Source organism: Streptomyces sp. I05A-00742 (assembly GCF_013055795.1).
Lineage (GTDB): Bacteria > Actinomycetota > Actinomycetes > Streptomycetales > Streptomycetaceae > Streptomyces.
On record NZ_JABETO010000025.1, the window covers coordinates 44,948 to 67,739 of the forward strand.

The 22,792-nt window shown below is 74.5% G+C and carries 24 protein-coding genes; 10 read left to right on the plus strand and 14 right to left on the minus strand.

Annotated features, from left to right (window positions below):
• Positions 1-148: 148 nt before the first annotated feature.
• From HN013_RS32440 to HN013_RS22160, 7 genes are all read left to right on the plus strand, one after another.
• Positions 149-1,222: a hypothetical protein gene (locus HN013_RS32440; protein WP_212764660.1), complete on the plus strand. Its 1,074-nt coding sequence runs from the start codon at positions 149-151 to the stop codon at positions 1,220-1,222.
• A complete protein-coding gene (locus HN013_RS22135) occupies positions 1,219-2,358 on the plus strand; it encodes a CbiQ family ECF transporter T component (RefSeq protein WP_171168895.1) in 1,140 nt (379 codons plus the stop codon). The genes HN013_RS32440 and HN013_RS22135 overlap by 4 nt, the downstream gene beginning before the upstream one ends.
• Positions 2,355-3,980 carry an ABC transporter ATP-binding protein gene (locus tag HN013_RS22140; protein WP_171168897.1) on the plus strand — a complete coding sequence of 542 codons (1,626 nt, stop codon included), beginning with the start codon at positions 2,355-2,357 and terminating at the stop codon, positions 3,978-3,980. The genes HN013_RS22135 and HN013_RS22140 overlap by 4 nt, the downstream gene beginning before the upstream one ends.
• Positions 3,977-4,903 (plus strand): ECF transporter S component, encoded by a 927-nt coding sequence (locus tag HN013_RS22145; protein ID WP_312018681.1) that lies wholly within the window; start codon positions 3,977-3,979, stop codon positions 4,901-4,903. Before HN013_RS22140 ends, HN013_RS22145 begins: the two co-directional genes overlap by 4 nt.
• 20 nt (positions 4,904-4,923) lie before the next feature.
• Positions 4,924-6,432, plus strand: coding sequence for an LPXTG cell wall anchor domain-containing protein (locus HN013_RS22150; protein WP_171168899.1), 1,509 nt, complete (start codon positions 4,924-4,926; stop codon positions 6,430-6,432).
• A gap of 48 nt (positions 6,433-6,480) precedes the next feature.
• Positions 6,481-6,969, plus strand: a complete 489-nt coding sequence (locus tag HN013_RS22155) for a DUF4430 domain-containing protein (RefSeq protein ID WP_171168901.1) — start codon at positions 6,481-6,483, stop codon at positions 6,967-6,969.
• Between the two features lie 91 nt (positions 6,970-7,060).
• Positions 7,061-7,792, plus strand: coding sequence for a (2Fe-2S)-binding protein (locus HN013_RS22160; protein WP_171168903.1), 732 nt, complete (start codon positions 7,061-7,063; stop codon positions 7,790-7,792).
• An 18-nt stretch (positions 7,793-7,810) separates the two neighbouring features.
• Here HN013_RS22160 and HN013_RS22165 read toward each other — a convergent pair whose 3' ends face one another.
• From HN013_RS22165 to HN013_RS22175, 3 genes are all read right to left on the minus strand, one after another.
• Positions 7,811-8,404 carry a helix-turn-helix domain-containing protein gene (locus HN013_RS22165; RefSeq protein ID WP_171168905.1) on the minus strand — a complete coding sequence of 198 codons (594 nt, stop codon included), beginning with the start codon at positions 8,402-8,404 and terminating at the stop codon, positions 7,811-7,813.
• A gap of 164 nt (positions 8,405-8,568) precedes the next feature.
• On the minus strand, positions 8,569-8,880 hold the full coding sequence (locus tag HN013_RS22170) for a hypothetical protein (RefSeq protein ID WP_171168907.1): 312 nt from the start codon (positions 8,878-8,880) through the stop codon (positions 8,569-8,571).
• Positions 8,881-9,100: 220 nt separating this feature from the next.
• Positions 9,101-9,883, minus strand: a complete 783-nt coding sequence (locus HN013_RS22175; protein ID WP_171168909.1) for a TioE family transcriptional regulator — start codon at positions 9,881-9,883, stop codon at positions 9,101-9,103.
• Positions 9,884-9,941: 58 nt separating this feature from the next.
• Here HN013_RS22175 and HN013_RS22180 point away from each other — a divergent pair, with 58 nt between their 5' ends.
• A complete protein-coding gene (locus tag HN013_RS22180) occupies positions 9,942-11,138 on the plus strand; it encodes an erythromycin esterase family protein (RefSeq protein WP_171168911.1) in 1,197 nt (398 codons plus the stop codon).
• Positions 11,139-11,354: 216 nt separating this feature from the next.
• Here HN013_RS22180 and HN013_RS22185 read toward each other — a convergent pair whose 3' ends face one another.
• The 3 genes from HN013_RS22185 to HN013_RS22195 form a co-directional block, all read right to left on the minus strand.
• Positions 11,355-11,762 (minus strand): hypothetical protein, encoded by a 408-nt coding sequence (locus HN013_RS22185; protein ID WP_171168913.1) that lies wholly within the window; start codon positions 11,760-11,762, stop codon positions 11,355-11,357.
• Between the two features lie 84 nt (positions 11,763-11,846).
• A complete protein-coding gene (locus HN013_RS22190) occupies positions 11,847-12,350 on the minus strand; it encodes a metallophosphoesterase (protein WP_171168915.1) in 504 nt (167 codons plus the stop codon).
• Between the two features lie 15 nt (positions 12,351-12,365).
• Positions 12,366-12,581 (minus strand): dodecin, encoded by a 216-nt coding sequence (locus tag HN013_RS22195; RefSeq protein ID WP_171168917.1) that lies wholly within the window; start codon positions 12,579-12,581, stop codon positions 12,366-12,368.
• Positions 12,582-12,806: 225 nt separating this feature from the next.
• On the opposite strand from HN013_RS22195, the gene HN013_RS33165 reads away from it, so the two are divergent.
• Entirely contained in the window at positions 12,807-13,706 is a 900-nt protein-coding gene (locus HN013_RS33165; RefSeq protein WP_171168919.1) for a methyltransferase domain-containing protein, read from the plus strand.
• Between the two features lie 176 nt (positions 13,707-13,882).
• Here the strand turns inward: HN013_RS33165 and HN013_RS22205 are convergent, their stop codons facing one another.
• From HN013_RS22205 to HN013_RS22230, 6 genes are all read right to left on the minus strand, one after another.
• On the minus strand, positions 13,883-14,374 hold the full coding sequence (locus HN013_RS22205) for a universal stress protein (RefSeq protein ID WP_171168921.1): 492 nt from the start codon (positions 14,372-14,374) through the stop codon (positions 13,883-13,885).
• A gap of 143 nt (positions 14,375-14,517) precedes the next feature.
• A complete protein-coding gene (egtD, locus tag HN013_RS22210) occupies positions 14,518-15,483 on the minus strand; it encodes an L-histidine N(alpha)-methyltransferase (protein WP_171168923.1) in 966 nt (321 codons plus the stop codon).
• Positions 15,484-15,548: 65 nt separating this feature from the next.
• On the minus strand, positions 15,549-16,289 hold the full coding sequence (gene egtC / locus HN013_RS22215) for an ergothioneine biosynthesis protein EgtC (protein ID WP_171168925.1): 741 nt from the start codon (positions 16,287-16,289) through the stop codon (positions 15,549-15,551).
• Entirely contained in the window at positions 16,289-17,641 is a 1,353-nt protein-coding gene (egtB, locus tag HN013_RS22220; protein ID WP_171168927.1) for an ergothioneine biosynthesis protein EgtB, read from the minus strand. Before egtB ends, egtC begins: the two co-directional genes overlap by 1 nt.
• Complete coding sequence (gene egtA / locus HN013_RS22225) at positions 17,638-18,933, minus strand: ergothioneine biosynthesis glutamate--cysteine ligase EgtA (RefSeq protein WP_171168929.1); 1,296 nt, start codon at positions 18,931-18,933, stop codon at positions 17,638-17,640. The genes egtB and egtA overlap by 4 nt, the downstream gene beginning before the upstream one ends.
• 110 nt (positions 18,934-19,043) lie before the next feature.
• On the minus strand, positions 19,044-19,469 hold the full coding sequence (locus HN013_RS22230; protein WP_171168931.1) for a PaaI family thioesterase: 426 nt from the start codon (positions 19,467-19,469) through the stop codon (positions 19,044-19,046).
• Between the two features lie 91 nt (positions 19,470-19,560).
• Between HN013_RS22230 and HN013_RS22235 the strand changes: the two genes are divergently transcribed.
• Positions 19,561-20,922 carry a cytochrome P450 gene (locus tag HN013_RS22235; RefSeq protein ID WP_171168932.1) on the plus strand — a complete coding sequence of 454 codons (1,362 nt, stop codon included), beginning with the start codon at positions 19,561-19,563 and terminating at the stop codon, positions 20,920-20,922.
• Here HN013_RS22235 and HN013_RS22240 read toward each other — a convergent pair.
• Together HN013_RS22240 and HN013_RS22245 are read right to left on the minus strand one after the other, a co-directional pair.
• Entirely contained in the window at positions 20,871-21,626 is a 756-nt protein-coding gene (locus HN013_RS22240; RefSeq protein WP_171168934.1) for a DUF4239 domain-containing protein, read from the minus strand. The genes HN013_RS22235 and HN013_RS22240 overlap by 52 nt on opposite strands.
• 203 nt (positions 21,627-21,829) lie before the next feature.
• The gene (locus HN013_RS22245) at positions 21,830-22,762 is read right to left on the minus strand and encodes a GDSL-type esterase/lipase family protein (protein WP_171168942.1); all 933 of its coding nucleotides are present in this window, start codon (positions 22,760-22,762) and stop codon (positions 21,830-21,832) included.
• Positions 22,763-22,792: the final 30 nt, after the last annotated feature.

Sequence of the window (22,792 nt, forward strand, 5' to 3'; positions counted from 1 at the left end):
CTTCCCACTGTCACGGTCTGCAGCGTGGAGCCCTGAGCCCCTGATCCTCCGGCCTCGCCGCCCGGGTCCGGCCTCCGTCCGGAACTCGCCCGGGGGAGTGCCGCACGGGCGCGGGAATCCGGGCGCGGGCCCCAACGAAGGGCACACGATGGCCGGTCGGATACGCGCTCTGCTCACCGCTCTGGCGCTGTTCGCGGCTCCGGCCGGCGCCGGGATCGCCGCGGCGGACAGCGCCGCCGCGCTGGACACCGGGCGCGGCAGGCCCGGGTTCTGCCCGGACGACGACGGGGTGACCGTCGTGGTCGACTTCCAGGAGCTCGGCGGCAGCACGATCGTCCGCTGCGCGCCCGGCGGGCAGTCCTCCGGCCTGAGCGCCCTCAAGAACGCCGGCTTCCGGATCGCCGGCACCACCCGGTGGGGAGAGGGCTTCGTCTGCCGCATCGAGAGCAGGCCGGCGCCGCGCGACGAGTCCTGCACGGACACCCCGCCCGCCAGCGCCTACTGGTCCTACTGGCATGCGCCGAACGACGGCCGGTGGTCCTACAGCCAGTGGGGCGTGGCCAACCGGACACCGGCCCGGGGGAGTTTCGAAGGCTGGTCCTTCTCCCTGAAGCGGGGTGAGGGCGGTGCCCCCGCGCCCCGGGTGGCGCCCCGGCGCCCCGCGGCCCCCGTCCCCGCACCCCAGCGACCGCAACAGCCTCAGCAACCCCAGCAGCCGCGGCCCGGTGGCGGGGACACGAACCGGCCGCCGGCCGGGCGGCCCGCGGACGGCGGCGGCACCGGCGGGAACCCCGGCGCACCGGCCGAGTCAGGGACCCGTGGTGGCGGTGGGAACGGCGGCGCGCCCGCGCCCGGCGGCCAGGCGAACCCGGGAACGGCCGGGACCCCGGGCGGCGGTGCGCCGGCTGGCCCCGGCGCGTCCACCGAGCCGACGCCGTCCGCCTCCACGTCCGCCCCCGCGTCCGCGGGTGACCGGGCCGAGCACACCCCGGGCCCGCGGGACACCCCGACCGAGGCCCCCGAGTGGACCGGCGGCGAGGACGACGGCAAGCGCGTGTCCGCCGACGCGCCGCGCACGGACAACGTCGCCCACACCGGGGAGTCCTCCGGCGTGCCCACGGGCACGGTCGTCGTGGCCGCCGCCGCGGCCGTCCTCGCGGGCGTCGCCTCCTTCACCGCCTGGCGCCGCAAGCGTGCCGCGCACGGTGACCGCACCCCGTGACGGCCGCACGCCCCCTCGTCCTGCCACGCGCCGTGCACCCCGGCGCGTGGTGGCTGTGGGCCCTCGGGCTGGCCGCCGCGGCCGGACGCACCTCCAACCCGCTGCTGCTGGCGCTCGTCGTCGCGGCGGCGGGCTGCGTCGTCGTCCGGCGGCGCGGCGACAACCCCTGGGCCCTCGCGTTCCCCATCTACCTCGCGCTGGGTGCCTTCGTCGTGGTCTCGCGCGTCGTCTTCCGCATCGTCTTCGGCGGCGGCCAGGGCGACCACGTCCTGTTCACCCTGCCCGAGATTCCGCTGCCCCAATGGGCCGCCGGCCTCCGCCTGTTCGGACCCGTCGCCGCCGAACAGGTGCTCGGCGGGGTCTACGACGGGATGCGCCTCGCCGCCATGGTGATCTGCGTCGGCGCCGCCAACGCCCTCGCCAACCCCAAACGGATGCTCAAGGCCCTGCCCGGCGCCCTGTACGAGATCGGAACCGCCGTCGTCGTCGCCCTCACCGTGGCACCCCAGCTCGTCGAGAGCGTCCAGCGCGTCCGTCGCGCCCGGGCGCTGCGCGGCGGCCGGCAGCGCGGCATGCGCGCCCTGCGCGGCATCGCCGTCCCCGTCCTGGAGGACGCCCTGAACCGCTCCCTCGCGCTCGCCGCCGCCATGGCCTCCCACGGCTACGGGCGCACCGGCGGCGCCGCCCCCCGCGCCCGCCGGCTGACCGGCGCCCTCGTCGTCGCCGGGCTCCTCGGCGTGTGCGCGGGGCTCTACGGCGTCCTCGGCTCGAACACCCCCGGCTGGCTCGGCGCGCCGCTGCTGCTCGGCGGCCTGGCCGTCGCGGCGCTCGGCTTCGTCCTCGGCGGGCTGCGGGTGTCGCGCAGCAGGTACCGCCCCGACCGGTGGCGCGCCGCCGAATGGCTCGTCGCCGGCTGCGGCGTCGCCACCGGCGCCCTGCTGTACCTGGCCGCCCGCACCGACGCCGCCGACCTCTCCCCCTCGTTGTCCCCGCTCACTTGGCCCCAGGCGGGCCCGCTGCCCGTCGCCGCGATCCTGCTGGGCGCCCTCCCCGCCTGGCTCGCCCCCGCCCCGCCGGTCCCCGCCCCGGACGAGGCGGCCGCCGACGGGTCCACGCCGCGGGAGGCCGTCGCGTGATCCGTTTCGAGGACGTCACCGTCACCTACGCCGGGGCGGACCGGCCCACCCTGCGCGACGTCGGCCTGCACCTCCCCGAGGGGGAGCTCTGTCTGGTCACCGGCCGCACCGGCAGCGGCAAGTCCACCCTCCTCGGCGCCGTCAACGGCCTCGTCCCGCACTTCACCGGCGGGCACCTGAGCGGCGAGGTCACCGTCGCCGGGATCTCCACCCGGCAGGCGCCCCCGCAGGAGCTCGCCCACCTCGTCGGCGTCGTCGGCCAGGACCCGCTCGCCGGGTTCGTCACCGACACCGTCGAGGAGGAACTCGCCTACGGCATGGAGCAGCTGGGCACCCCGCCCGACGTCATGCGCAAGCGCGTCGAGGAGACCCTCGACCTGCTCGGCATCGCCCCGCTGCGCCACCGCGCGCTCCGCACCCTCTCCGGCGGCCAGCAGCAGCGCGTCGCCATCGGCTCGGTCCTCACGCGGCAGCCGCGCGTCCTCGTCCTCGACGAGCCGACGTCCGCCCTGGACCCCACCGCGGCCGAGGAAGTCCTCTCGGCGATCACCCGTCTCGTCCACGACCTCGGCACCACCGTGCTGGTCGCCGAACACCGCGTGGAACGTGTCCTCCAGTACGCGGACCGGCTCGTCCACCTGCCCGGCGACGGCCGAGTGCGCGACGGGGAACCGGCCGTCCTCGTCCGGGACACCGATGTGGCCCCGCCGGTCGTCCGGCTCGGCCGGCTCGCCGGCTGGGACCCGCTGCCGCTCTCCGTCCGCGACGCCCGCCGCGCGGCCGGGCCGCTGCGCGACCGGCTGGCCGGCGGCACACCGCCCGCGGCCCCGCCGGCCGTCCGGGGGGAGGACGTCCTGACGGCCCGGGACGTCGTCGTCGGCTACGGGCCCGTGACCGCCGTCCGCGGCGTCTCCCTGGAGCTGGCGGCCGGTCAGGTCACCGCGCTCATGGGCCGCAACGGATCCGGAAAGTCCTCGCTGCTGTGGGCCCTCCAGGGCTCCGGACCGCGGAGCTCGGGCAGCGTCGACGCCGGGGGAACGGATCCGGGCCGGGTCCGCGCCCGGAAGGCCCGCGCCCTCGTCGGCCTCGTCCCGCAGACCGCGAGCGACCTGCTCTACCTGGAGAGCGTGGACGCCGAGTGCGACCGGGCCGACACGGAGGCCGGGGCACCGGCGGGCACCGCCCGCGGCCTCCTCGACTCCCTCGCCCCCGGCATTCCCGGCACCCGCCACCCCCGCGACCTGTCCGAGGGCCAGCGCCTGGCCCTCGTCCTCGCCGTCCAGCTGGCCGCGGCGCCGCGCGCCGTCCTGCTGGACGAACCCACGCGCGGCCTCGACCACCCCGCGAAGGAACGGTTCACCGCCCTGGTGCGCCGGCTCGCCGACGAGGGCCGGGCGGTCGTCGTCGCCACCCACGACGTCGAGTTCGTGGCCCGAGCCGCGGACCGCGTCCTCGTCATGGCGGAGGGCGACGTGGTCGCCGACGGCCCGACGGCCGACGTCGTGACCTCGTCCCCGGCCTTCGCGCCGCAGGTCGCCAAGGTGCTCGCCCCGCAGGAGTGGCTGACGGTCGAACAGGTGGCGGACGCGCTGGCGGACGTGACGAAGGAGGTGACGGCGTGAGTGGATCGCAGGGCGTCGAGGCGATGGAGGACGGGGCTGCCGAGGCCCCGGTCCGCGCGCGTACCGACGACACCACGGGCGTCCCCGGCCCCGGCCGGCGCGGGGTCCGTACGCCCGTCATCCGCTTCCGCTTCCGCAGCGCCCTCGTGCTGACGCTCGCCAGCCTCGCCGGGCTCGCCATGTTCCTCTGGCCGCTGCTCGGCGGCACGCGGCCGCGCACCGGGGGCATGGCGCACACCGCGGACGCCCCGCTGATCTTCTTGGTGGCGATGCCGGTGCTGCTCGCCGTCGTGCTCGCCGAGATGGCGTCCGGCGGCATCGACACCAAGGCGCTCGCCATGCTCGGCGTGCTCTCGGCCGTCAACGCCGGACTGCGGCCGCTGGGCGCCGGAACGGCCGGTATCGAGACGGTCTTCTTCCTGCTCGTGCTCGCCGGACGGGTCTTCGGACCCGGCTTCGGCTTCGTCCTCGGCGCCACCTCGCTCTTCGCCTCCGCGCTGCTCACCGCCGGCGTGGGGCCGTGGCTGCCGTTCCAGATGATCGCCTCCGCCTGGATCGGACTCGGCGCCGGACTGCTGCCCAAGCGGGTCACCGGGCGTGCGGAGATCGCGATGCTCGTCGGGTACGGGATCGTCGTCGCCTACGCGTTCGGGTTCCTGATGAACATGTGGTTCTGGCCCTTCACCGCCGGGCCCGACACCCAGCTCTCGTTCCAGCCGGGCGCCCCGCTCCTGGACAACCTGCATCGCTTCGCGATGTTCACCCTCGTCACCTCCACCTTCGGCTGGGACACCGGCCGAGCCGTCACCAACACCGTCGCCATCCTGCTCACCGGCCCCGCCGTCCTCGCCGTACTGCGCCGCGCCGCCCGCAGGGCGGCGTTCGACGCACCGGTCACCTTCGCACCGGCGTCCCGCCGATGAACTTCCGAGGAGAGAACCGCATGTCACAGTCCGTACGTTCCGGCAGAGGCACCGTCCTGCCGGTCGCGTTGCTCGGAGCGGCGCTGCTGTCCACCGGCACGGCCGGTCTCGCGTTCGCCGACGGGACGAAGCCGCAGCCGAAGACCGTGGCGCCGCTGAGCTCCTCGGCCGAGGCCGCGGCGACCTGGGCGGCCCATCAGCTCGACGCACGGTCCAACGCCCAGGGGGACCACGGCCTGACCGCCGATATCGTGATGGGCCTGGCGTCCACCGGGACCGGCGACCAAATCGCCCAGCGGGCGACCACCTTCCTTCAGCGGAACGCCGATCAGTACGTCTACGCCGCCGGCAAGGGAAAGCTGAACGTCGGCGGCACCGCCAAGCTGGCGCTGGTCGCGGAGATCATGCACCGCGAGCCCTGGGCGAACGAACTGACGACCCTTGTGAAGGGATCCCTCCAGAAGAACGGCCGGTTCCTGGGTCACGCCACCGACACCTCGCAGCAGTTCACCCAGTCCCTGGGCGTCCTGGCCCTGCAGCGCGCCGGCGGGGCGCCGAAGGAGGCCGTCGACTTCATCGCGGCCAGCCAGTGCAAGAACGGCGGCTTCCCGCTCGCCCTCAAGGACAAGCCGGACCCCGACACCTGCACCCCGCACACCGACGCCACCGGCATGGCGGTGCAGGCCCTGTTCGCCGCGGGCCGGACGGCCGAGGCGGAGAACGGCCTGAAGTGGCTCGTCGACGAGCAGCAGCTGCCCAACGGCGGCTTCGCCGACCCCAGCCAGACACCCGGCAAGCCGAAGACGGAGTGGCAGGCCAACGCCAACTCCACCGCGCTCGCCGTACAGGCACTGCTGGCCGGCCGGCGCACCTCCGACGCCAACAGCGGCATCGACTGGCTGCGCAGCGTCCAGGTCGGCTGCGCGGCCAAGGACGCGGACGACCGCGGGGCGGTCGGCTGGAAGGAAGCCGTCGCCGACGGCCTCGCCCTGCGGGCCACCGCGCAGGCCATACCGGCCCTTGCCCGGCAGCCCCTGGCCCACATCGACGGCGGGAACCTGTCACCCGACCTCACCCCGATGAACTGCCCGGGAGGCAACGGCTCCAACGGCGGGACCGGCAGCGACGGGGGTACGGGCGGTACGCCCACGAAGTCGCCCGGCGGCACCCCGCCCGCCCCGGCGAGCGGCAGCCCGTCCCCCGAGGCATCCACCCCCGCGCCGAGCACGAGCGCCACGGCCACCGCCACCGCCACGGGCACGCCCACGTCGACCGCCACGTCCGACACCACGACCGGCGGCGGCAGCGAGAGTTCCACCGGCTCGGGCGGGACCTCCGGCACCGGTTCGTCGTCCGGAACCGGCACGTCGTCCGGCACCGGTTCCGCGGGGGACAACGCCAGCGGCAGCCTCGCCCGTACCGGCGCGAGCAAGGCGTTCCCCGTGGCCGTCGGCGCGGGTGCCCTGCTGCTCGCCGGGTCCGCCGCGGTCGTCGTGTCCCGTCGCCGTCGGAGCGACGACACGGTCTGACGGGCCCGGGCTCCCCCACCACCCCTCATGTGAAAGGTGTATGTATTCATGCTCACTCCGCTGACCCGCAGGACCCTCGTCGCCGTCGCGGCCCTCGGCCTGGCCTCCGCCGCCCCGGCCACCACCGCCACGGCCGCCCCCAAGACCGCCGCCCCGGCGCCCATCACCGTCAACCTGACCGTCAAGGGCTCCAACGGCGTCCTCTTCAGCGGTGACATCAAGACCACCGGTCACAACGTCACCACCGCCACCGGCGGCACCCACAAGTGCGACGGCACCAACAACAAGGCCAATCCCACCCCGGGCGCCACGCCCACCGCCGCGCTCGACGACGCGGCCAAGAAGAAGGGCTTCACCTGGGACGGGACCTGGTACGCGTCGTTCGACGACTATTTCGTCAACCGCATCGCCAAGGACACGGGGAACAACGAGTACTACTGGCACATAGCCGTCAACGGCACCCCGACCGAGGTCGGCGGCTGCCAGTACAAGCTCAAGCCGGGTGACAAGGTGGCCTTCTCCTGGACCGCCCTCTGATCATCCGGAGCGCCGGCGCCGACGCGACTCCGTCGCCGAGGCGCAGGCCTCCACCCCTCCGCACCACCCACCCCCGAGGAACCGCACCCCCATGCATCTCCCCGAACCCACCGCGGTCGGCCCGTACTTCGCCCTCCGCACCGACACCGACGAGCTCGCGGGAGCGGGCGGCCACCTTCCGCTCGACGAGGAAGCGGTCCTGCTGAGGGTGGAGACCGTGGGCCGGCGGCTCGGGACCGAGGACCGGCGGGTGGCGGCGTCCGTCGCCTTCCAGGGCATCGCGGGACGCCTGTTGTCCATCGGGCTCGGCTCCGCCGTCCTCACCGGCCGGCTGCCGGACCTCGCGTCCCCCGCCCTCCGCTGGCACCCGCTGCTCACGGCGCCCGACGACCTCCGGCTGCCCGGCGCGCCCCTGCTGCCACCGGCGGCCGACCCGGTGGCGCAGCTCGCGGCGACCGTGATCGAGGCGCGCCTCGTCCCGCTGCACGAGCTGACCCGGGCGAGCGCGCGCGTCTCCGCCCGGCTGCTGTGGGGCAACGCGGGCTCGTCCCTCGGGGGCGCCCTGCTCGTCCTGCACACATGGTGCCGGGAACGCGGCAGGACGGACGACGCGACGCGGGCGCTGACGTTCGCCCGCGGGCTGTTCGAGCACCCCCTGCTGGCCGGTACGGGCACACTGTCGGTCACGGGCGGCACGCCGGCGTTCGTCCGTGACACCTGCTGCCTGTACTACCGGGTGCCGACGGGCGGCGGCATGTGCGGCGACTGCGTCCTGCGCCACCCGCCCCGGTCCAGGGCCGCCGGGAACACGCCGCCCGGCTGACCGCGCTCCGCCGCCGCCTCAATGTCCTTTCCTGGAACCGGGCTTGGCGCGCACATGCATGCGCTCGCCCTGCCGCCCGAAGATACTGATGATCTCGACAGCTCCCTCGCCGGTGGTGCCGAACCAGTGCGGCAGCCGGGTGTCGAACTCCGCCGCCTCTCCCGGCCCGAGGATCAGATCGTGCTCGGCCAGCACCAGGCGCAGCCGCCCCGAGAGGACGTAGAGCCATTCGTACCCCTCGTGGGTGACCGGGTCCGGAGTGCTCCGACTGGCCGGGATGACCGACTTGAACGTCTGCAGCGGACCCGGCTGCCGAGTCAGCGGCAGCACCACCGTGTCGTTCACCCGCCGCGGCGTCAGCCGGACCCGGGGATCCCCGACCTTCGGCGCACCGACCAGCTCGTCCAGCGGCACCTGGTGCGCCTGGGCGATGGGCAGCAGCAGTTCCAGGCTGGGACGGCGCTGACCGGACTCCAGCCTGGACAGGGTGCTCTTGGAGATACCGGTGGCCTCGGACAGCGCCGCCAGAGTCACCCCGCGCTCGGTGCGCAGACGTTTGAGCCGGGGGCCGACCTCGGTGAGGGCGCGGGCGATGGCGGGTGAGTGGTCCATGCCGCCATTCCACCCCGCCGGTCCCGGAAACGGCAATAGGCGTTGCTGCCGGGGTGGCGCTGCCGCGGCCTGTGGGCATGTGCCCTCGTGGGCGCGGGGGCGGCCGGGCTCCAGGCGGTCCGGGGCGCCTGAGCCGCCCGCGGAGGGACTGCCCGCCGCCGGGCTCAGCGGCGGGCCGCCCCCAGATAGGTGCACGACAGGTCCCGGGTCGGGCGGACGCGGATGCCGCCGTCGCGGCGACGGCCCCGCAACGCCAGCCCTCCCATGCGGCCCAGCGGGGTGAAACCCGCCCCGCCCAGATAACCGGTCATCTCCGCAGGGGTGATGAAATCGTGCCAGTCGTGCGTCCCACGCGGCACCACCCGCAACACCTGCTCCAACGCCCAGATCATCACCGCCCGCGAGCACCACGTCCGGTTGATCGTGTCGAACAGGAACACCCCGCCCGGCGTCAGCACACGATGGATCTCCCGCACCACCTCACCAGGGCTGGGCCCTCATCGGCCTCATCGTGCACCAGGAGTCGCTGCCCTGGTCGCAGTGGATCGCGGTGCTGTGCGTGGTGGCCGCATCTGCGGGCGCCACACGCGGCGCCCGCTCGGACGCTTGACCGCCGAGAGCGGGAGGAACGGTCGATCGCGATCTGGGGTGAGCGATGCGAGGCTGTCGGCTGCGGAGGCCGGTGAAGGACGCAGGCTACCCGGCGGGCCGTGTCGGCCGAGAGGGAACCGTTGGTGAACTCTGTTCTCCGCGCTCGCGGAGATACGCCTCCAGCTCGGCGGCCCCGGTCAGCATCGCCCGCCCGCGGGCGGACAGCCGGCCGTGCCAGTCGGTGAGTGCGGCTTCCAGGGGCTCCAGCCCACCGGCCGCACGCACTTGGGCGATCAGCGGGGCGATCTGCTCCAGCAAGTAGCCGCCGCGTCTGAGCTGGTGGGTCAGCCGGGCGTCCCGTACGTCGGCATCGTTGTAGACGCGGTACCCGGTCCGAGGGTCGCGATGTGGGCGCAGCAGCCCGGCGTGCTCCCATTTGCGCAGGGTCGCGGGGCGGATTCCGAGTTCGCGCGCCAGCGGCCCGATGAATGTGCCGCCGGGCAGGGGAAGCGCTGTGGCGGGTTCGGGTGCCGTGGTGGGGGCAAGGGCGCGGAGGGCACGTTCCACGGTCTGGAGGGTCCGGCGGTCGGCGAGGAGCTGGGCGTGGCTCTCGTCGATGAGGCGGAATGCCTCCTCGGCCGCGCCCTCGTTCACCGCCTGCATGATCGACGTCGCCGTCCGGTGGCCGTGGCCGGGCACCAGGGCGAGGAAGGCGCGCAGGGCCTGGGCGTGCAGCGGGGTGTAGGCGCGGTAGCCGTGGGGTGTGCGGTCGGCGGCCGGGAGGATGCCGGACTCCTCGTAGTTCCTGACCGCCTGCGTGGACAGACCATGCCCGCGTGCCAGATCAACCGGCCTGAGCCGCCTGCCCCTTTGAAGGTTTGCTCCCATGCCTCTGCCGATATCGCGAGAAAGTTTCAACCGTGGGTTCAAAGATACCGTTGATGGCATGGCTACTGACATCAAAGACGCCGCCCATGCCGTCGGGGCGGCCGCCGTCATGAGGCTGCTCCCGGCCCGGCCCCGGCTGCTGGCTCTGGGCGAGCCCACCCACGGCGAGGACGCTCTGCTCGACCTGCGCAACGAGCTCTTCCGGCAGCTCGTCGAGCAGGAGGGCTACCGGACGATCACGATCGAGAGCGACTGCATGATGGGCCTGGTCGTGGACGACTACGTCACCTCGGGCACGGGCACTCTCGACGAGGTCATGGAGCGCGGATTCAGCCACGGGTTCGGCGCGTCCGAGGCCAACCGCCAACTGGTGGGCTGGATGCGGGAGTACAACGAAGGGCGGCCCGCGTCCGAGCGGCTCCGCTTCGCCGGTTTCGACGGACCGCTGGAGATCACCGGCGCCGCGAGCCCCCGTCGGGCCCTCACCGCACTCCACGGCTATCTGTCCGCCAGGGTGGACGCGGCCCTGCTGCCCTGCACCGCGGAAGCACTCGACCGCCTGCTCGGCGCCGACGACCGGTGGACCAACCCCGAGGCGATGTTGGACCCGGCCCGGTCCGTGGGACAGTCGGCCGAGGCCGGCCAACTGCGGCTGCTGGCCGACGATCTGGTGGCGCTGCTCGACGCGCAGACGCCGCACCTGCTCGCGACGGAATCCCGGGACGACTGGGACCGGGCGCACCTGTACGGGCGCACCGCGACCGGCCTGCTGCGCCACCACTACTGGATGGCCGATGCCTCACCGGCCCGCATGTCGCGGCTGTGCGCGCTGCGGGACGTGATGATGGCCCACAATCTCCTCGCCCTCGCCGCTCGGGGTCCGGCACTCGTCCACGCCCACAACCTCCATCTCCAGCGGGCGAAGAGCACGATGGGGATGTGGCAGGGGCCGGTGGAGTGGTGGAGCGCCGGTGCGCTGGTGGGCGCGCGGCTCGGCGAGGGGTACGCCTTCGTGGCCACGGCCCTCGGCACGATCCGGCACCGGGGAGTGGACACGCCGCCGCCGGACACCGTCGAAGGACTCCTGTACGCGCTCCCGGACGACCGCTGCGTCGTCGACGCGCCACGGCTGGCCACCGCCCTCGGCGACACGCGGCCCGCGCCCCGCGTGTCCCCCTGGTTCGGCTACGTCCCGTTCGACCCGGCCTGCCTGGCGGACAGCGACGGCATCGTGTTCGTCAAGGACGTCCCGTAGGGCTGGTGCCGTCATCAGCAGTCCGGTCCGGTCCGTCGGGGCGCCCCGGGCGCCCCGGGTGCCCCGGCCGGCCGGTGACCTCCGCGACGGCCCCGGACGACTGCGCCGGACGTCAGCCCCCCGCAGCCCGGTCGAGGGTGGCGTGGGTGGCGGACCGCGCGTCCGACGACATCGTCGTCGAACGCGCGGGCGCCGCCCACCCGTTCGGGGGCTCGCTCAGTGCGCCACCTTCACGGTGGCCTGCCACGGGACGACCGCCTGGGAGCAGGCGTGACCGGGTTTGCGGGGCGCGCAGCGCAGTTGGGAGTCGAGGGTGGTCGTCCCGTCGGCCACGGCGCGGAAGACCGCGGTGACGTCGCCGTTCGCCGCCCTGCCGGTGGCCTCGCGGCGGAGTACGGTGCCGACGGCGGAGGTGGGCACGCTCCATGCCCACGTCGAGTTGTCGGTCTGGGTTCCGGAGAGCCGGACGGTGATGTCGGCGCCCTTGTGGACCGTGAAGGACTGTCTGTTGTGCTTGTTGGAGAGTTCGAGGCGCTTCGGGGCCTTGGGGGCCGCGAGTGCTGTCGGCGTGGTCAGCGCCAGCACCGCGGCCAGGGCCGCTGTCATCAGCCGTACGGACTTCATGCTGCTTCAACCCATCTCGTCATGTCGGACCGGGCATTACCGCCCCTTCTCCCTGCCCCGCATCCAAGAGGGTCAATGCGGACATCACCGGTGTGAGTGAAGGAAACGCAGCTGTACGTCGACGAGCCGGCCCGCCGCGATCCGCGCGGTCATGAAGGTGTGGTGGGGCTGCCGCCGCCGGTCGGTCGGCGAGCCCGGGTTGAGCAGGCGCAGCCGGCCGTCGGCCGTGGAGTCCCAGGGGATGTGGCTGTGGCCGAAGACGAGCACGTCCAGGTCGGGGAACCGGCGGGCGCAGCGCCGTTCGCGTCCCGGCGCCGGGCCGGTCTCGTGCACGACGCCGAACCGCAGTCCGTCGAGCTCGGCGTGGGCGATCTCCGGCAGCCGGGCCCGCAGGGCGGGGCCGTCGTTGTTGCCGTGGACGCCGATCAGCCGCCGCGAGCGGGCCTCCAGCAGGTCCAGCGTGGCGGTGTCGACCCAGTCCCCGGCGTGGATCACGACGTCCGCGCGGGGAACCCGTTCGAGCAGCTCGGGCGGCAGCGCCCTGGCCCGCGTGGGCACGTGGGTGTCGGAGATCAGCAGCAGTTCCACCGGAGGAGCGGCACCTCAGCCGTCGTCCTCCAGCCGGAAGCCGACCTTCAGGCCCACCTGGTAGTGGCCGATGCCGCTCTCGGCGAAGTGCCCCCGGATCTGCACCACTTCGAACCAGTCGAGGTGCCTCAGAGTCCGGGACGCGCGGTCGAGGCCGTTGCGAATGGCCTGGTCCACGCCCTCGGGGGACGAGCCGACGATCTCCGTGACGCGGTACGTGTGGTTCGTCATGGGTGGTGGTTCTTCCGACGACGGGACGGGACGGTGCTGACCCCACCACCGTGGAATACCCGGCGCCGGAGCGCGAGGCGGGCGCCGCCGTTGGCGTGGTGGCGCGTTCCGGCGGGGGCCCGGAGGGGGACGGCGCCCGCGCGTCACCCCTCGTGCCGGCCGCCGGTCCGGGAGCAGCCGGGCCGCCGGGCGGACCGCGTGCCACAGGCCGGGGCCCGGCCTGGAGTGCCCGCCGGCGCCCCCGTCCGACGGCGGGGGCACACGTCGGCGGCGGATGTCAGGGCGCGGGCCTCCGGGCGCCGATGCGCCCGGCCACCGGCCACCGGCCACCAGCCGCCGGGCGTTCGGGCACCGGGCGACGTCCTCGTACGCGCAGTTCAGGCCGCCCTCGATGAGCTCCGACGAGGCCCGGGCCGCCGTGATTCTCGTGCGGAGCGCCTCGGCCTCGCGGCGCAGGACGTCGGCTGCGGCGCCGGACGGGCCGTCGCCGAGCCGGCCGGACGCGGGGTCCACGCGGTGGGCGTGGACCCCGGCCCGAGGATGCCGGCCGCGGCCCGGGAACGGTGGCCGGCGGTGGAGTTCCGGGCGGCGGGGGCGGAGGACCTGCCGTTCGCCGACGGAAGTGTGCGCGGCTACCGCGCCGACACGGTCCTCCACATCCTTTCGGAGCCGGAGCGCGCGATGGCGGAGGCCCGGCGCGTCCTCGCCCCGGGCGGCAGGATCGTCCTGACCGGACAGGACCGGGACGCCTCCGTCATCGACGCGGACGACGCGGCCCTCACCCGCACCATCGTGCACGCGTGCGCCGGCGGCCTCGGCTCGCCACGCGTCGCCCGCCGGTACCGCAACCTGCTGCTCGACAGCGGCTTCGACGACGTCACCGTCGAGATGCACGCCCATGTGTTCACCGACGCCGCGATGCCGCCCCTGCTCGCCGGACTCGCCGACGGGGCCTGCGCGAGCGGCGCGGTCGACCGGGACCGGGCCGACGACTGGCTCGCCGAGCAGCGACGGCGCGCCGAGGCGGATCGCGGCCTGTTCGCCACGCCGATCTTCATGGCCGCCGCCTCGGTTCCTGCCTCGGTCCCTGCCCAGGCCCCGCCCAGGGCCTGTTCGGAGTGGTGATCCGACGGCTCACTACAGATCTACGAGCCAGATCATCGAGGCGCGGGATTCGAGGCCGGCGAGGCGGGCGATCGCCGCGACGCCGGCCTCGGAGCCGGCCTCCGGCCGCAGACGGTCGCGGTGGGCGTGTGCGCCCCGGCGACTGCTCCCGCCCGTGGGCCCCCACCTCCGGCGGTCTACGGAACCACCGTCACCGGCCACCGCCCCGCCTTCACCAGGCGGATCGCCACCGAGCCGACGAAGCGGTGGCCCGCCTGCTCCGAGGCGCCGACGACGACCGCGTCGGCCTTGAGGTCGTCGGCCGCCTGGACGAGGCCGGTGTACGGGTCGCCGCGGAAGGTGTGGAACTCCCAGCGCATGGCGTGCGGGTAGAGGCCACGCAGCCGTTCGGTGGTGGCGCGGATCTCCGCGAGCAGTTCTTCGGCGACCTCTTCCGTCACCTCGGCCACGGGAGCCCCGAACGCCGCGCCGCCCACCAGGACCGGCTGGACGTAGACGATGGCGAGCAGGGCGTTCTGGCGTCGGGCCAGCCCGGCGGCGTAGGCGGCGGCGCGCCAGGACGAGTCGGAGCCGTCCACCCCGACCACGATGACCTTGGGGCCGTCGGTCCCGCGTTCGAAGCCGGTCGGGAGTCTGCCGCTCTCCGGTGTGTGCTGCTCGTGGTTCACGGTCCCAGGCTACCCAGGGGTACGCCGGATGCCGACGGCCCGGGGCGGATCGTCCGCCGCGCGGAAAGTGGCCTCGGGCCGTGGTCTCGGGCCGTGGCCGCGGGTGGCGGCACGGCGACACCGAGCCGTCACCCCGCCCGCCGTCACCCCACCGGACGCGACAGCGACAGCGCGAAGCGGCCCCGCGCATCCGTCCACCAGTGCGTCAACTCCAGCCCCGCCGCCCCCAGTTCCGACCGCACCCCCTCCTGCCGGAATTTCGCCGACACCTCCGTGCGGAGCTCCTCGCCGGCCGTGAAGTGCACGGTCAGGTCCAGGGCGGGGATCTTGGCGAGGACGGGCCGGCGGGCGCGCAGCCGCATTTCGATCCACTCGTGCCCGGCGTCCCACAGGGCGACGTGCGCGAAGTCGGCGGGGTCGAAGTCGGCGCCGAGCTCGCGGTTGACGACGGTGAGCACGTTCTTGTTGAAGGCCGCCGTCACCCCGCGGGCGTCGTCGTAGGCCGCGACCAGGACCCGTTCGTCCTTGACCAGGTCCGTGCCGAGCAGCAGGGCGTCGTCCGGGGTCATGCCCGTCCGCAGCCCCGCCAGGAACTCCGCCCGTTCCGCGGGCAGCAGGTTGCCGATGGTGCCGCCGAGGAAGGCGAGCAGCCGCGGGCCCGGGGTGTCGGGGAGCGTCAGACCGTACTGGAAGTCGGCGACGAGGGCGTGCACGTTCAGCCGGGGGTGTTCGGCGAGCAGCGTCGCGGCGGCGCCGGACAGGGCGCTCTCGCTGACGTCCACGGGCACGTAGTAGTCCAGGCGGGTCAGGGCCCGGATGAGGTGGCGCGTCTTCTCCGAGGAGCCAGAGCCGAGCTCGACGAGGGTGCGGGCGCCGGTGGCGGCGTCGACGGCGGCCGCGCGGGCGAGCAGGATCTCGCGCTCGGCGCGCGTCGGGTAGTACTCGGGGAGCAGGGTGATCTCGTCGAAGAGCGCGCTGCCCCGCGCGTCGTAGAACCACTTCGGGGGGAGCGCCTTGGGCGAGCGGGTCAGTCCCTCGGCGACGTCGGCGCGCAGGGCGGCGGCGGTCGCGTCGGACGGCAGGGTACGGGAGATGACGAACGGGCTCACGGGCAGCGCTCCTTGCGCGTGCGGCGGGGCAGGGGGAGTCGGTGCGAGGCGAATGGGCCGGGGGGTTACAGGGAGGAGAGGGTGATCCGGGTGCGGTCGGCGGCCAGCAGGGTGCGGTCGGGCACCTCGGTCCACCGCGGGTCGTCGTCGTAGGGCTCGGACGCCACGGCGACCCGGTCGCCGGGACCGGTCAGGTACCAGAGGGAGTCGCCCCAGGCGGTGGCGGTGATGGACGCGCCGTCGGTCAGCAGCAGATTGAGCCGGGAGCGGGGCGCGGCCTCCGCGAGGGTGGTGACGGCGCCCGTGAGCGCCCGTTCCGGTGGGTCGCCGCTCTCCAGCCGGTGTGCCACGAGCGCCCAGACGAAGGCGGAGTCGCAGCGCGCCTCCAGCCGCAGCAGGGCGGCGGGCGGCAGCAGCGGGGCCAGGGGCGCGGCGGAGGCCGGCCATCCGGCCAGTGCCCCGTTGTGGCTGAACAGCCATGGGCCCGTGGCGAAGGGGGCCGCGGCGGCCTCGCCGTCACCGCTCGGCGCGGTCGCGTCGCGGACCGCGGCCAGCAGTGCCCGCGACCGCACCACCCGCACCAGATCGGCGAAGGAGGGATCCGCCCACACGGGCCCGGCCCTGCGGTACCGGGCGGGACGCGGGTCGCCGTCCGCGTACCAGCCGATGCCGAAGCCGTCCGCGTTCACCGTCCCGTTCCGCTGCCGGCGCGGCGCCCACGCCTGCCGGACGAGGGAGTGCGGCGGCTCGGCGACGGCCGCGCCGAGCGGGGCCTCGGGGCCCAGGACGGCCAGGTGCCGGCACATCAGCAGGGCTCCGCGTCGCGGGCCGTGCGGAAGCCGGAGAAGATCTGCCGGCGCACCGGCAGGTCCCAGTTGCGGAAGGTGCCCCGGCAGGCGACCGGGTCCACGCCGAACGAACCGCCGCGCAGCACCTTGTACGAGCCGCCGAAGAACACCTCGGAGTACTCGCGGTAGGGGAACGCCCGGAAGCCCGGGTACGGCAGGAAGTCGCTCGCCGTCCACTCCCACACATCACCGATCAGCTGCCGCACGCCCAGCGGGGACGCGCCGCGCGGGTAGGCGCCGACGGGCGCGGGACGCAGATGGCGCTGGCCGAGGTTGGCGTGCTCGGGCGTGGGGTCCGCGTCGCCCCACGGGTAGCGCCGGGAGCGGCCGGTGGCGGGATCGTGCCGGGCGGCCTTCTCCCACTCGGCCTCGGTCGGCAGCCGCCGCCCCGCCCAGGCGGCGTACGCGGCCGCCTCGTACCAGCCGACGTGCAGCACCGGCTCGTCCGGCGGTACGGGCTCCACGACGCCGAAGCGGCGCCGCAGCCATGCCGTGTCCGACCTGCCCTCCCGCCGCCAGAACAGCGGCGCGGCGAGGTCGTGCCGGCGCACCTGCGCCCAGCCCTCGGGGTGCCACCAGCGGGGTTCCCGGTAGCCGCCGTCGTCGACGAAGTGCTGGTAGGCGCGGTTGCTCACCGGCAGCGTGTCGATGAAGTAGGACGGCAGCACCCGCTCGTGCGCGGGCCGCTCGTTGTCCAGCGCCCAGGGCTCGGCCGAGGTGCCCATGGTGAACGGGCCGCCCTCGACGAGGACCTCGACCGGCAGCGCCGGAGTGTCCGGCGCGGCGGGCGGCGGCTCCGGCGCGGTGAGCGCGGCCGGTCCCGACCGCAGCTGATGGGTGATCAGCATGGTCTCGTCGTGCTGCTGCTCGTGCTGCGCGATCATCCCGAACGCGAACGAGGCCCGGAGCAGCGGCTCGCGGTCGTCGAGCGGTGTGCGGTCGAGGACGTCCAGGGCGCGGCCGCGGACGTCCGTCACATAGCCGCGCGCCTCCTTCGGGGACAGCAGCGGCAGCGAGGGGCGTGCGGCGCGCGGGTGCTCGAACGCGTCGTAGACGGAGTCCAGTTCGGGCCGCAGCGCCGCGTGCCCGCCCACGGCGCGCAGCAGCCACAGCTCCTCCTGGTTGCCGATGTGGGCCAGGTCCCACACCAGCGGTGACATCAACGGCGAGTGCTGGGCGGTGAGTTCGGGGTCCGGGACGCAGCCCGTGAGCACAGCGGTGCGCTCACGGGCCGCGAGCAGGACATCCGCGGCGCGCTGCCGGAGCGCGCCGGGATCCGTTCCGTCGTACTCCCGCCCGGTGGCGGTCACGAGCCCAGCTCCGCGCCCACCGGCCGGTCCGCGACCAGGTCCAGCAGATCGTCGGCCGGGCAGCGGCCGCGGTCCACGTACCGGGCGGTGAACTCGTCCACCGCCTCCAGCACCCGGGCCGATGCCCCGAACCGGGGGAGTGCCTCGCGTGCCGCCGCGAAGCAGGTGACGGCGGCGGCGCGCAGCTCCGGGTCGGCCAGGCCGTGCCGGGCCGCCCTGCGCCACAGCGGATTGCGGGGGGTGGGCTCCCCCTCCGCCGTGTCCGCCAGCGACTTGACCGCCCGGTACGCGGTCTCGGCGGCCGACGGGTCGTCGAACAGCGCCGCCGTCACCGCCAGCGGCACCAGCCAGCCGTCCTCGCCCGGCTGCGCGTCGATCATGCGCATCTCCAGGTGGCCGCGCGGCCGGATGGGCGGGAACAGCGTGGTCAGGTGGTACATCACATCGCCCGCCGTGACCGGCCGCGGTTCGCCGGTGCGCAGCCACTCGCGGAGTGGCAGCCCTTCCACGGGCTGCCAGGGGCCGTGCTCGCGCCGGATGAACATCACCTCCGCGTCCAGCGCGTACTCCGCCCAGGCCGCCCGCGGCTCCCTGCCCTCCGCGGGGGCGAGGGTGCGGCCCGGATCCATCTGTGCGTAGGTCGCCTGGCGGGTGGAGCGCCAGCCGGTGGGCCGGCCCAGGTGCAGCGGCGAGTTGGCGAACGCGGCGGCCAGCACCGCGCCCACCAGGTGCGCGTACCGCCAGCGGCGGCCGAAGCCGAGCGGGCCCGGCCCCTCGCTCCCGGCGTCGACGCAGACCTGGACGGACGCCGTCCGGCACATGATCGTGCGGCCGGCCCCGTTCCACCGGTCGTAGAAGACCTCCATCGCGCTGTAGCGGCGGGTCTCCACCACCCGGTCGGGGTGGGTCCACGGCTCCTTGCCGTACCCGGCGAGGAAGAGCCCGAGGTCCTTCAGCTCCGCACGGGCGAGCGCGAGGTCGGCGGCCACCTCCTCGACACAGGCGGTCAGGGAAGCGGCGGGCTGCGAGCTGAACTCGATCTGTCCGCCGGGTTCGACGGTGAGCAGCGATCGCAGGGGGAGTTCGTGCAGTCGGTCGGCGGCGGCCGTCAGCCGGGCCGGTGCCACCGGACGGGTCGGCTCGCGCAGGTCGTGGACGAGCCATTCCAGTTCGACCCCGAGGAGGCGGGGCGGTCCGGTCTTGAAACAGATGCCGCGGACCAGCGCCTCGGCCTCGTCCACATCGACCGTACGGGTCGAGCCCTCGCCATAGGCTTTGCTCTCGTCGGTCACTCCGGGTGCCCTCCTGTCGGTAAGCCCCATTGCCCTGTACCCCCAATCGGGCGGCCACACGCGCCGCCCCGCCGCCGGGAACCGGTCATGCCCGGACGGCCCGCCGGGGCTCAGCCGGGAAAGGCATAGACCACTGAGGCGTGCGCGACCGGTTCCTCGTCGCCGTCCGCCACGAGGACCACGTCCGTGAACGCCAGCCGCCGGCCGAGCTTGGTGACCCGGGCCGTGACCAGCACGTCCGTGCCGGTGACCGGGCGCTGGAACGTCGTCGACTGCTGGATCGTCGTCATCGGCCCGTAGCCGCCGCGGGCGGCCGAGACGGCGACGACGGTGGCGGTGTCCGCGGCGGCGAGCAGCGCCTGGCCGGAAAGCATGCCTCCTTCTTGTGGTCCCTCCCTGGCCAGCCGCCCGGACCAGGGCAGCCGGAGGACGGCGTGCCGCTCGCCCGTCTCCTCCACGGTCAGCCCGAGGTCCCGTACCCAGGGGGCGAAGTTCTCGGTGAGGATCGACTGCGCGGGGTGCGGTGTCGTGGTCACGCCCCACAGTGTGGCGGCCCCTTGACGGGGTCGCCAGGGGACGGCGTACGGTCCGGGCGCGAGGCGCGGACGAGCGGGCGGAGGCGGACCGATGAGCGAGGCGGAGCGGACGGACGCGGGCGGGGCCGCCGCCGTCTTCGACCCGGCGACCTACGCCCGGGGCGTGCCCTACGGCCTCTTCCGGGAGCTCCGGGACCACGCACCGGTGTGCCGCGTGCCCGAACCGGCCGTCGGCGCCTGGCCCCCGGGCCCCGGCTACTGGGCCGTCTTCCGGCACGCCGACGTCCGGCACGTCCTGCGCACCCCGGACGTCTTCTCCTCCCACCTGGGCGCCACCCAGATCCGGGACCCCGACACCCCCGGGGAACTCGCCTTCGCCCGGACGATGATGCTCAACCAGGACCCGCCCGCCCATGTACGGCTGCGCCGCATCGTCGCCGCCGCCTTCACCCCGCGCGCGGTGCGGGAGCTGGACGCCGTCATCACGGAACGGGCCCGCGCGCTCGTCGCCGGCGTCGCGGCCGACGGCGCGGCGGACTTCGTCGCCCTCGCCGCCGACCTGCCCGTCCGCACCCTCGCCCATCTGCTGGGCGTCCCGGACGAGGACCGGCTGCTGCTCGCCGACTGGGCGGACCGGATCATCGGCTACCAGGACCCCGACCGGGCCGCCGCGAGCGACGCCGACCCGGCGGAGCTCAGCCCCCTCGGCCGCGCCGCCCTCGCCCTGCGGCCGGGACCGCTCGTCCGCCCGGACGGATCACCCCTCAACCCGCGCTCCCGGGCGGCGCTGCCCGATATGTTCGCCTACGCCCACGCGCTCGCGGAACGGCCCCGGGAGGGCAGCGTCATGGCCCGGATGCGCGACGCGGGGCTGCGGCGCGACGAGTTCGAGACGATGTTCTTCCTCTTCGCCGTCGCCGGCAACGAGACGCTGCGCAACGGCATTCCCGGCGCACTGCTCACCCTCCTCGACCACCCGGACCAGTGCGCGCTGCTCAAGGAGCGCCCCGAGCTGACCGGTTCGGCGGTGGAGGAGGCCCTGCGGTACTGGCCGCCCGTCCTGGACTTCCGGCGGACCGCCGCCCGGGACACCGACCTCGGGGGCGTCCGTCTCCGGCGCGGCGAGAAGGTCGTCGTCTACCACGCCTCCGCCAACCGCGACGAGCGCGTCTTCCCCGACCCCGACCGCTTCGACATCACCCGCAGCCCCAACGACCACGTCAGTTTCGGGGCCGGCCAGCACGTCTGCCTCGGCGCCCACCTCGCCCGGGTGCAGCTCCGGGCCATGCTGCGGGCGACACTGGACGGGCTCCCGGACCTGGCCCGCGACGGCGAGGCGGTCCGGCTCACCTCCAACTTCCAGAACGGCCTCAAGCACCTGCCCGTCAGATGGCGGACCGATCAGATGGCGAACAGCTCGGTGAACGCGCCCGTGGTGTCGCCGACATCGTGACCGAAGGGCGAGTTGAAGTCCCAGATGAGGAAGAGCAGGAAGGCGATCAGCGCGCTGTAGAGCCCGGCCAGCAGCAACTCGCGCGGCGACCGCCGGATCTGGAGCGTGTAGATCAGCCCGACCGCCACCAGCGCCCCGCCGATCAGCCCGAACCACACCACCCCGGGCATCGTGGCCCCGGCGTTGAGCGCCCGCGCGTTCCGCGCCGCGTCCGCCGCCCCCGCCTGGTCCAGCAGCGGCTGGTACGACTGACCCTCGCGGTCGTCCCGCGGTTCGTAGGAGGTGAGGTCCTCCCGCACCTTGGCCAGCAACTCCGTCCCCTTGTCGGTGACGTCTCCGGTGTCGAGCATGCGCCGCCACTCCGTGTGGACGACGTACCGCACATAGCCGTCGATGTCCTCCCGCACCTGGTCCCGGACCACCGGGGGATACGCCTGCACCCGCTCGTACACCTGGTGCAGGGCCTGCGCCTCGGCCTGCACGGTCGCCTGCGCCGCGTTGCGCGCCTCCCAGACCCCGGCGATGGCCAGGCCCAGCACGATCGCGTACACCACTCCGATCATCATCGTCATGTACTCGATGACGTCGGGCGTCTCCGACGGGTCCTCCTCCGCGCCCACCCTCCGCCCGCGGAGCAGGATCACCGACAGGACGACCACGATCACCGCGACCATGGCGAACACCAGCATCAACCACTCGGACACGGGCATCCTCCGGAGACGAACGGGGGCGCGGGCGGCGCGTAACACCGAGATACTGCTGCGCCGGTCACCCGTTCAGCCGGGGTGCGGGGTGGGTTCGTCCGAAGGGATGAAGAGCGTTCGAGCGGGGGCGGGCGGTGTTCTACGCGCGGGTTCCGGGTCGTCGTCGGTCGGCCCGGAGGGCGCGGCGGCCGCGGTCTCCGGACTCAGCCGCCGAGGGATTCCAAGTGCCGAAAGAGTGCCCGGTGTCCCTCGGGCGTCGGGTGCAGACCGTCGACGAGGAGGTCCGGGCGGTCGCGCAGCGGCTCCCACAGGTCGAGGTGGTCGATGTGGTGCGCGGCGCACCAGGTCCGTATGGACTCGCGCACGGCCAGGGCCCGTTCGCGGGTGAAGCGCAGGCCCTCGTAGTTCCGGGTGCGGGACTCGTCGATCCACGACGGCCCGGCGACGACGAGCCGCGCGTTGTGGCGCAGGGCGGTGGCGGCCAGTGCGGCGAGGTTGTCTGTGAGGCGTGTCAACCCGTCGGCCGCCGGAGCGGCGAGCGGCAGGGCGGAGTCGTTGATGCCGGCGGCGACGAGGAGGGTGTCGGGCCGGCGGGGGGCGAGGAGGGCGGGGGTCTGCTCGACGACGTCGGTCAGGGTGCTGCCGGGGACGGCCAGGTTGAAGACCCGGTGGTCGGCCTCGTTCGCGGCGATGTGGGAGGCGGCGAGGCGGGCCGCCCACCCGCCCCGCGGGTCGCAGCGCCCGTAGGCGATGCTGTCGCCGACGATCACGATGCGCGCCGCCGGGCGCAGCGGCTTGGCGTCCAGGTAGGCCCAGGAGCTCTCGCCGGAGGAGAGGAGCACGCGCCGGCGGACGTAGTCGTCGACCTCGTAGGCGTCGGCCGCGGCCAGGTCCGCGTCGGTGAGACGCAGGACGACGCCCTCGACCACGGCGCCGGTCCGCCGCTCCAGGGTCAGGTGGACGTCCGACCCGCTGGTGGCGATCACGGCGGGGTCGGTGATCGGCTGGGGCCTGGTCGTGTGGCCGGCGAGCGACGCCGGGGACGTGGGCACGGTCCGGCCGAAGAGGGCGGTCTGGACGTGCCCGTCCTTCAGCGTGCCGAAGGAGAACAGGGTGTGGGGGCGGGACTCGGTCACCGTGAGCGCCGTGGCCTTTCGTGCGGGATG

Excerpts from the sequence above, each read along its gene's own strand:
- HN013_RS22175 (WP_171168909.1), bottom strand. The coding sequence starts at position 9,883 with ATGGGAGCAAACCTTCAAAGGGGCAGGCGGCTCAGGCCGGTTGATCTG.
- HN013_RS32440 (WP_212764660.1), top strand. The coding sequence starts at position 149 with ATGGCCGGTCGGATACGCGCTCTGCTCACCGCTCTGGCGCTGTTCGCG.
- HN013_RS22195 (WP_171168917.1), bottom strand. The coding sequence starts at position 12,581 with ATGACGAACCACACGTACCGCGTCACGGAGATCGTCGGCTCGTCCCCC.
- HN013_RS22160 (WP_171168903.1), top strand. The coding sequence starts at position 7,061 with ATGCATCTCCCCGAACCCACCGCGGTCGGCCCGTACTTCGCCCTCCGC.
- HN013_RS22235 (WP_171168932.1), top strand. The coding sequence starts at position 19,561 with ATGAGCGAGGCGGAGCGGACGGACGCGGGCGGGGCCGCCGCCGTCTTC.
- HN013_RS22185 (WP_171168913.1), bottom strand. The coding sequence starts at position 11,762 with ATGAAGTCCGTACGGCTGATGACAGCGGCCCTGGCCGCGGTGCTGGCG.
- HN013_RS22180 (WP_171168911.1), top strand. The coding sequence starts at position 9,942 with ATGGCTACTGACATCAAAGACGCCGCCCATGCCGTCGGGGCGGCCGCC.
- HN013_RS22155 (WP_171168901.1), top strand. The coding sequence starts at position 6,481 with ATGCTCACTCCGCTGACCCGCAGGACCCTCGTCGCCGTCGCGGCCCTC.
- HN013_RS22150 (WP_171168899.1), top strand. The coding sequence starts at position 4,924 with ATGTCACAGTCCGTACGTTCCGGCAGAGGCACCGTCCTGCCGGTCGCG.
- egtC (WP_171168925.1), bottom strand. The coding sequence starts at position 16,289 with ATGTGCCGGCACCTGGCCGTCCTGGGCCCCGAGGCCCCGCTCGGCGCG.
- HN013_RS22165 (WP_171168905.1), bottom strand. The coding sequence starts at position 8,404 with ATGGACCACTCACCCGCCATCGCCCGCGCCCTCACCGAGGTCGGCCCC.